At 54.5% G+C, this 2,983-nt stretch carries 3 protein-coding genes; 1 reads left to right on the forward strand and 2 read right to left on the reverse strand.

Translation table 11 applies throughout. From position 1 onward, the window contains the following. A partial coding sequence (locus tag ACOI1H_RS24495; RefSeq protein ID WP_422440844.1) for a hypothetical protein occupies window positions 1–441 on the reverse strand: 441 nt, incomplete at its 3' end. A gap of 5 nt (window positions 442–446) precedes the next feature. On the opposite strand from ACOI1H_RS24495, the gene ACOI1H_RS24500 reads away from it, so the two are divergent. Next, window positions 447–935: a tyrosine-type recombinase/integrase gene (locus ACOI1H_RS24500; RefSeq protein ID WP_422440847.1), complete on the forward strand. Its 489-nt coding sequence runs from the start codon at window positions 447–449 to the stop codon at window positions 933–935. A 64-nt stretch (window positions 936–999) separates the two neighbouring features. Here ACOI1H_RS24500 and ACOI1H_RS24505 read toward each other — a convergent pair. Further along, window positions 1,000–2,983: sensor domain-containing protein (locus tag ACOI1H_RS24505; protein WP_422440845.1), on the reverse strand; the 1,984-nt coding region annotated here is incomplete at its 5' end.

Here is a 2,983-nt window from a genome sequence, read left to right on the forward strand (position 1 = left end):
CAGACAAGCGGTTTGGCAGGCTTGCCACGAGAGCATGTCCTGCGACCGTGCCCAGACCACCGCGCGCTTCCGGCTCCAGGACAGCGTCATCACCATCGCGACAAAGTTGACGGTTTCGTTGCCAATCACCACGCCGGGATACTCGGCCCAGTCCACCTGCGCCTGCGCCCCGATTGGCGTCTCGACCCGCCGCCGCGCCCGGATCGCCGGTGCCGGAAATGTCCGCTTGAAATACCGCTGCACCGACTTCAGGCTGCCATCGTAGTCGTGCTCGTGCTTCAGCCACTCATGCAGCGCAGCGAGGTTCAAGGCAACGCTTCGTAAATCTGGATGTCGCTTGACAACTACCTCAATGACCTGTCCCGTGATAACCCGCGTTTGGCTCAAGGTTAGCCCCGGATAGAAGCGGCTCAAAATGGTCATGTCTGCGTCGGCGTCCAAGATTACTGGCCTATGAAACGGGGGCACGGGCTGACAACCTTGTCGGGTTCAACGTGGGGGATTTGATGGAAAGCGACGGGGTGGCTTCGATCAAGGTCCGCAGATCAAAGACTAACCAGAAAGGCCAGGGGCGGCGGGTTCCAGTCCTGCCCGATACCCTTGCCCGGTTGCGGGCGTGGATCGCTGCCAGCGGCTTGGATCGTGAAGGGCCAGACACTCCGCTATTCAGCCCCCTAAGCACAAAGGCGCGAGGGTCACGCCTGACTCGCCGCGACGTTGCCCGCATCTTTGCCCGTCGCATCAGCGGCAAGGCGTCGGGCCACTCCATCAGGATAGGGGCTGCGCAGGACATGCGGGCGGCGGGGTTCACGAATAGTGATATTGCCCACGCCTTCGGGTGGAAGGGTGACGCCATGCCCGCCCGCTACACGCAACACTTGGACGCCCAAGACAGTCCGGCGGTGAAACTGGCTCGGTTGCAGGGTCGCGTTTGAAAAATCGGCCGGAATCCCAGATCAGGGATTTGTCCAGGATTGAGGGTGAAGGTTCTGCCCTATATCATGCGTCCCTCGGCTTTGCTTTTTTCGCCCGGACGCTTCCTCCCTCAGTCATAATTGCCGCTTCGGCGGCGGGCACTGCTCTACTAAAGTAAAAACCTTGACCGTATTTGCCCCCACGGTCGATAATCTCCTGAATTTCGTGCACGTGCTCAATTCCCTCAGCGATGACCGGAAGACCAAGACTTGAGGCAAGGTCGATCACTAAACGGACAATATCAGCACCGTTTGAATTGCTTTGCATCGAAGAAATAAAGGATCGATCGATCTTGATTTTGTCGAAGCGTAGTTCGCTCAGATGGTACAGGCTGGAATATCCAGTTCCGAAGTCATCCAGTGAGATTTTTATTCCAACGCCTTGAAGTAAAACCAGTGCGGCCCGCGCGGCGTCAATGTTTGTCACCAACGTAGATTCTGTGACTTCAATCTCTAGCCTCGTCGGCGGAAAGTTCGTCTCAGATAAGATGGCTAGCAGCTTATCGGTCAGGAGCAGATCAGAAAAATGGATCGGAGAAATGTTAAGGGCGATCGTGATTTCAGCTGGCCAGTCGCGCGCATCGATGCAAGCACGTCGTAAAAGATCATAGGTCATTTGATTGATCAAGTTCAGCTTTTCAACAATAGGGATAAAAACATCCGGCCCTACTTCGCCGCCTGCCGGTCGGTTCCATCGCGCAAGGATCTCGAACCCGACAACCCGGTTCTCGGTCAGGAGCACGAGAGGCTGATAATGAGGGTAAATATTATGCTGTAAAACTGCTTGGCGCACATCCTGCTCAAGTGCGTTGCGCTCCTGTAGTGTGTTCTCTAATTGGCGCTCGAAGAACAGATGGTCTCCTCTGCCTTGTTCTTTGACGCGATACATTGCTATGTCGGCGGCCCGGAGAAGAGTGTCCGAATCCGTTCCGTCATTCGGGCAGACTGACATGCCGATGCTGGCACCTACTTCGACCGTTTGATGCCCGATGTTGATCGGTTGTCTTACGCTGGTGATAATCTGAGCAGCAAAGGCAGACGCGGTTTCCACCATGACAGTGGGAGTAAGATCCGCAAGGATGATTGCGAACTCGTCACCACCCAGCCGCGCAACGGTATCCCCACTCCCTACAAGGCTGCTTAAACGCTTTGCGATCTCACGTAAGACTTTGTCACCGGCGGCGTGCCCGTTAATATCGTTGATCGGTTTGAAACCGTCTAGATCAATAAGCATAACGCAACTGCTTTTTTTTTCGCCAAATTTCGCACTGAAAACTGCCTTGTCCAGCATCTCCGCAAAAACGCGCCGATTTGGCAAACCTGTTAGAGCATCTTGACGCGAAAGTGTTTCGCTTAAATGACGTGCCGCATCAGTCTCTTTCTGCGCCTTTTGAAGCCCGACGAGATGTCTGCGGTAAGTTTGCTCCCTTGCTTCGGCGGCTTTGGCCTCAGCTTCTTTAATCTTGCTGATATCCGTGTCTGTTCCAATAATGCGCGCAATACTTCCGTCGGCCATGATTTCTACCGGTTTCCCACGACTCATTATCCAGATATAGTGTCCATCTTGGTGCCGTTCGCGATACTCGAACGCGTTCTGATGAAGCTGACCCATATTTTGTTGATTAGTTTCAAATGTAAGGCGTTCGCGATCATTTGGATGGACGCGCTCGAGCCATGCCTCACGCGAGGGGTCGATAGGATCGTTGAGGCCGATGCCGCGCATCCTCCGCCACGCAGGTGAAAAATAGGCGGAGCCCGTATTCAGATTATGGTCCCAAATACCCTGATCCGAGACCTCTAGTGCGAAGCTCAAGCGGCTGTTTTCTGCGAGGGCCTCTTCCATTCGTCTATGTTCGCTGATGTCTCGGTTAACGCCGGCGACGCCCACAACGTCTCCGAGCGGGCAAAACATGGGAAACAGCGAGGTCGCTATCCATTTTCTCTGCCCGGAAGCCATTAAAATGAGCTCTTCGATATCGGTTTTTGGTTTACCTGACTGGATTACCTCC

The sequence above is a fragment of the Loktanella sp. DJP18 genome (genome assembly GCF_049310965.1).
Lineage (GTDB): Bacteria > Pseudomonadota > Alphaproteobacteria > Rhodobacterales > Rhodobacteraceae > Loktanella.